The sequence below is a fragment of the Mesorhizobium sp. M0019 genome, from assembly GCF_040323975.1.
GTDB lineage: Bacteria > Pseudomonadota > Alphaproteobacteria > Rhizobiales > Rhizobiaceae > Mesorhizobium.
The window spans coordinates 1-4903 of the sequence record NZ_JAMYVK010000109.1; the positions used below are offsets into that span (position 1 = coordinate 1).

The window sequence follows — 4903 nt, forward strand, 5'->3', positions numbered from 1 at the left end:
CCTATGCTTGCGCGAAGGCTCACCGGCTTGCCCTGCTTTACAAGGGCAATGACTTTTCACAAACTGATCTGGCGTAAGGCTTTCCAGGCCTTGCATCGCGGCGCGAGAGCCGATGGGCCCCTTTTGCATGCTTTGGGCGAATCGTCGTCTTTCATGGCTAAACGCAATATTACGAGGAACGTTCGCTGCAGCACTGGTTTTCTTCGGCCGGATCAACCCCGTCACGACGGGGCCCTCGGCGGGCTGGAGCTGCCGGGCGTGCAGGGACGCGTTCCTTGAGGGCCTTGGAGACGACCACCGCTGGCGGGCCTCGGCCGCACGGAACTCCGCGAGAAGTGCGACGGCGCGTTCGCTGTAGCCCGCTGACGCCGGCCTCGCGCGCCAGGTTGGCGACGGTCAGCGCCCCGTCGGTGCGCTCAGGCGGCTGTCGAGCAGCCGCACCATCGCCGCCCTCAGCGCCGCTTCGCCGCCTTGCGGCCGGCAAGCCAAAAGCCGTGCAGGATAGAATGTTGGACGCGCTGGCGGTCGCAAGCTTCGGGCAGAAGGCGGATCTGGCAAGCCGATGAAGCACCGGGGTCAGGCGTGATGGAAATCGCCCTGCCCTACCCCTCCGACGCCTACAGGGTCATCTATGCCGTCCAGCTCGGCGATGCCATCTGGGTCGTGCGTGCATTCCAGAAGAAGTCGACCACGGGCATCGCCACGCCTAAGGAGGCGATCGACCTCATCAAGGCGCGGCTGAAGCAAATACGGAAGATCGAGTCATGACAGAGAAAAATCGAGATCGTCAGAGGCAGCGGCAATGTCTACGCGGGGATCCCGACGCCGATACCAAGCAGATGAAGGCCTTCCTGGCGGCCGAGATCATCGCTGCGCTGAATCGGCGGCACCTCACGGTCAGAGCTGCGGCGGAGGTGACCGGCGTTAGGCCGTCGGATATTTCGAACATCCGCAACGCCCATCTTGGCAAGTTTATTTACCATCGATCGGCTTGTGCGGGTGCTGAACCGGCTTGACCGAAAGGTGACCGTCACGGTCGAGAAGGCGAGACATGGAACTGTCGCCGCCTAACGCCTAATATGGCCAAGTTGCTCTGCCGGCGACCGGCAATGCCCTCCCTGTTGGCTCTTGGTCAATGAAGCCGAGTAGCTGAGGGTCGTCGAGGAAGATATCGACGTCGTGGCTTTCGCGATGGTTGATCTGGATCATCATCGCCGTGCCGCCGCCAAACGACCATTCGAATTCAAAACCTCCGGCCATCTTCCGGAGCTGGTCGATCAGATCGGCAGCAAGGGCGAAAAGCCGCCGCCATTCGGACGGACGACGGCTATGGACCTCGATCATCAAGCAGCGAGTTAATAGGTCTCGCCGGACCAAGCAGAGAAATGGGCCGCGAAAGCCTTCAGCTCATCGACCGCTATCTGGTGCGCGGCGGCGAACTCCATCTGCTGCTCGACCGGCACTTCTCCAAGGAAGGCACTGACCTGCCCAGGATACTGCTTCGCCAGATCTAGATCCGGAAGACAATGAGCCAGCGCCACCCCGTCGAGCTGTTCGCTGTAGGGCGCGTTAACTGTCGTCAGAACCAAGGCCAGATGCTCGCTCATAGTCATGCAAAATAGTCAATTCGTGGATGGGCACAAGCTGCGAGACTCGGGCACTGCAAATGGCTCGCGAGGCTCACAATCGTCCTTCCGTCGACCACAGTGACGCCTGAGCGGTCATGCGCGCGGAGACGGACGAGCTACAGAAGCGCGCGGGTCGAGCAGCATTCGGCCGGCTGCGAACTGACTTCGGAGCATGACTCCGGCACGTCCCGCCCTTACGAGCTGCCGCCGCGCGATCGGTTCCGCGTCGACCTCACCAAAGGCTCTGACGGTCCCCTCCTCGCGCTTGAAGCCGTAAGTTGTAAACGGCGGTTCCGCATTTCAGCTTACGACTTCAATTGAAATCGGGAAATAAAACCGACACCCGCAAATACCAACGCCGCCGCGATCGTTACCGAGTCAACCTGACCAAAGCGTCCGGGCTCTAAAAAGCACCCTCCCTGCCGGCGCGGTTCGAGGCCTCGCCAGGCGCGCTCAGGAGGCTGGCGTGATCAACATCAGCGATGGAAAATAGGTGCGATAACGGCCGACGTCGCGGGTGAGCAGCGGCAGCTCACCGACCGCCGCGTGGGCGCCGATGAAGAAATCCGGCAGCACCCCGGTGCGCGATCCGCCCGATTTGCGATACTGGGTGAACACCTTTCCGGCCAGGAATAGCACCGGCCGCGGCATCGTCACGATCTCGAGGCCGGCCGCGTCAAGAAAGGCGTCGAGATCCTCGATCCGGCTGTAGCGGACCGAGAGCTCTGCATAGACGACGTCGTTGATCAGCAACGGTCCGCGCAGCGAGGCGGCCTCCAACTGTTCGATCGACCACTCCGCCCAGTCCTGATCGTCGGTGACGAGGTCGAGCAGAACGTTGGTGTCGACCAGCGTCACGCTTCGCCGCGCGTCAAGGTCATGATCGCCTCGGTGCTCAGCCCCTTGCCGGCATGGCCGCGCAGCTTGGCAAAGCGGCTCGCCGGCCGTTTTTCGTCAGCACGAACCAACACCACGCTACCGTCGGCGGCGCGGCGAAAATCCACTTGGCTGCCCGGTGCGATCCCCAAGAGATCGCGCACGGGCTTGGGAATGGTCACTTGACCTTTTGCGGTTACGGTCGTTGTCATTGCAGCCTCGGTAAGGACACCTCGAAATATGGTATTACCTCCGCGCGATGGATTCAAGTATCGGGAGTTGCCCTGAGCCGTTAGCCGCGAACGGGACGTCCGCAGATCCTTCGCCGCTGACCTTCGGAACTCGGCACCGCCGCGACCATCTTGAGTTCATCTGGACTGGGGCCAACAGCCTTGCAAAAGGCCCGTCGCTCGCCTTCGATCGAAGCGAGAAGGCAAAAACCATCGGCTGACTTTTCAGCTTAGGGCTTTAATTGAAATCGGGAAGTGAAAGCCACAGTCACCGAGGATGGTGCTGAGGCCAAACAACACTATCGATAATGACCGCTTATCGATGGTGACTTGACCAAGTCTTGGCCAACCGACGGAATCGACGCTATGGTCGCGCAAAATCGCATTTGTCGTGCAAGGCTGCGCTCAGCGCGACGAGAGTGGCCGTGGCGGAACACGGAGGCCACAGCGTACAACGCCACACGAGGACGGACAAATGACCATCACAGTGAAGGTCGGCGAGGCCAAGACCCGTCTCTCCGAACTGCTGGCGAAAGTCGAGGCCGGCGAGGAAGTGATTATTTCGCGTGGCAACGATCCGATCGCAAAACTCTCCCGAATCCACAAGGATAACCGGCTGGACGCCTTGATCGGTTCGCGCCGCGCGCGCCAAGGCGAAGCCCGTGACCACTGAAGAGATCCTGGCCTGGCGTCACGAAGGGCATCGCTACTGATGATCTTGGTCCTCGACGCCTCCTTTGCCGCTGCCTGGCTCTTGCCCGAGCAGCACAGTGAGGCGGCCGAAACAACATCGCGGGACTGAGAGGTCAATCTCCAGTCCCTCCCCTGTTCTGGCACGAGGCGCGCAGCATTGTCCTGACGGCCGAACGGCGCGGGCGGATCGTTGCCGGCGAATCGATCGCCGCAATGGCGCGACTTCGCCGGCTGCCGCTTGAGGATGCGGGCGCAGGGCGTGACGGCGCCATCATCGAGCTTGCCACCGCGCACGGTCTTAGCGCCTATGATGCCGCCTACCTTGCGCTGGCAATCGAAACCGCGTTGCCGCTGGCCACCCTCGATCGCAAGCTCGCAGTTGCCGCGGGCGGCCAGGGAATCCGAATTCTCGGACCGCTCGCGAATGGCAACTGACCTCGTCGCTCGGCAACCTGGCAATGGTGTTCGACGTGCCGAGGCGCTCGACGCATTGGATTCGGTGCTGCCCTTCGACCGCCGCGATCTTTCGGCCGAAATCCTGACCGATGGCGATGTCGAGACCCTGCGCCACCTGGCCAAGGACGGCATCGGCGCAAATTCTCTCCGGGCACTGGCCTCCGACCTCGGCTATCTCGAGGCCTGGTCGCTCGCCGCGACCGGACAGCCTCTGCCCTGGCCGGCTCCGGAAGCCCTGTTGATCAAGTTGGTCGCCCACCACCTTTGGGACGCTTCCCGGCGCTCAACCGATCCGGGGCATGGCATGTCCGATGCCGTCATGGCCGCGCCGAGGGCGGAGGGACTGTTGCGGGTAAAAGCGGTCCGCATGCGCCGTCCACCGTGCGCCGGCGGCTGTCGAGTTGGTCGACGCTGACTCAATGGCGCGGTTTGCGCGGAATTTCGCAGCCCCGGGCCTGCGGAGCGCTATTGAACTGGCGGTGCGCGCCAGCGCCCGTCCGCGGCCGCAAGAGCAAGAAGGCCGTGACCGCCGATGTTCTGGCCACCCTCCTGAAAACACGCGCTGGCGACCGTCTCGTCGACGTCAGGGATCGCTCGATCCTCATCACCGCCTCCGGCGGCCGACGTCACAGCGAAATTTCTGCTCTTCGTCGAACAGCTGGTCGACGAAGACCCGGTTCCGGCCGATCCCAACGCTCCCGACGGCGATAAATTGCCATGCCTGTCGATACGGCTCGGCCGCACAAAGACGACGCAAGCCGACAGCGACGCTTTGGTGCTGCTCGTCGGCCGGCCTGTGCTGGTTTTGAAGGACTGGCTGGCGCGCGCCGGGATCAGCGACGGCGCCGTGTTTGGCGGCATCGACCACTGGGGCAATCTCGAAGGGCGCGTCCTGACGGCGCAGGCCGTCAATCTGATCCTAAAGCGGCGCACCACCGAGGCCGGGCTCGATCCGCAAGCCTTCTCCGCCCGCGGCCCGCGCTCCGGCTATCTCACCGAAACCGCACGCCGCGGCATCCG

The 4903-nt window shown here is 62.9% G+C and carries 8 protein-coding genes and 2 pseudogenes; 5 read left to right on the forward strand and 5 right to left on the reverse strand.

From position 1 onward, the window contains the following. A partial coding sequence (locus tag NKK47_RS34675) for a hypothetical protein (protein WP_352579885.1) occupies positions 1-225 on the reverse strand: 225 nt, incomplete at its 3' end. 360 nt (positions 226-585) lie between these two features. On the opposite strand from NKK47_RS34675, the gene NKK47_RS34680 reads away from it, so the two are divergent. Both NKK47_RS34680 and NKK47_RS34685 read left to right on the forward strand, forming a co-directional pair. Beyond that, positions 586-768 (forward strand): type II toxin-antitoxin system RelE/ParE family toxin, encoded by a 183-nt coding sequence (locus NKK47_RS34680; protein ID WP_502905101.1) that lies wholly within the window; start codon positions 586-588, stop codon positions 766-768. Next, complete coding sequence (locus tag NKK47_RS34685) at positions 765-1016, forward strand: XRE family transcriptional regulator (RefSeq protein ID WP_352579887.1); 252 nt, start codon at positions 765-767, stop codon at positions 1014-1016. The genes NKK47_RS34680 and NKK47_RS34685 overlap by 4 nt, the downstream gene beginning before the upstream one ends. A gap of 58 nt (positions 1017-1074) precedes the next feature. Here the strand turns inward: NKK47_RS34685 and NKK47_RS34690 are convergent, their stop codons facing one another. The 4 genes from NKK47_RS34690 to NKK47_RS34705 all read right to left on the reverse strand — a co-directional run bounded on the left by NKK47_RS34690 (position 1075) and on the right by NKK47_RS34705 (position 2716). After that, a complete protein-coding gene (locus tag NKK47_RS34690) occupies positions 1075-1344 on the reverse strand; it encodes a nucleotidyl transferase AbiEii/AbiGii toxin family protein (protein WP_352579888.1) in 270 nt (89 codons plus the stop codon). Positions 1345-1355: 11 nt separating this feature from the next. Then, positions 1356-1607 (reverse strand): hypothetical protein, encoded by a 252-nt coding sequence (locus NKK47_RS34695; RefSeq protein WP_352579889.1) that lies wholly within the window; start codon positions 1605-1607, stop codon positions 1356-1358. 474 nt (positions 1608-2081) lie between these two features. Further along, on the reverse strand, positions 2082-2486 hold the full coding sequence (locus NKK47_RS34700; RefSeq protein ID WP_352579890.1) for a type II toxin-antitoxin system VapC family toxin: 405 nt from the start codon (positions 2484-2486) through the stop codon (positions 2082-2084). Then, positions 2483-2716, reverse strand: a complete 234-nt coding sequence (locus tag NKK47_RS34705) for an AbrB/MazE/SpoVT family DNA-binding domain-containing protein (protein ID WP_352455481.1) — start codon at positions 2714-2716, stop codon at positions 2483-2485. Before NKK47_RS34705 ends, NKK47_RS34700 begins: the two co-directional genes overlap by 4 nt. A gap of 493 nt (positions 2717-3209) precedes the next feature. On the opposite strand from NKK47_RS34705, the pseudogene NKK47_RS34710 reads away from it, so the two are divergent. The 3 genes and pseudogenes from NKK47_RS34710 to NKK47_RS34720 all read left to right on the forward strand — a co-directional run. Next, positions 3210-3447: pseudogene (locus NKK47_RS34710) on the forward strand (type II toxin-antitoxin system Phd/YefM family antitoxin). A 142-nt stretch (positions 3448-3589) separates the two neighbouring features. Further along, positions 3590-3862, forward strand: a complete 273-nt coding sequence (locus tag NKK47_RS34715) for a PIN domain-containing protein (RefSeq protein ID WP_502905102.1) — start codon at positions 3590-3592, stop codon at positions 3860-3862. Continuing rightward, a pseudogene (locus tag NKK47_RS34720) lies at positions 3852-4903 on the forward strand (site-specific integrase); the annotation flags it as partial. The gene NKK47_RS34715 and the pseudogene NKK47_RS34720, both read left to right, overlap by 11 nt.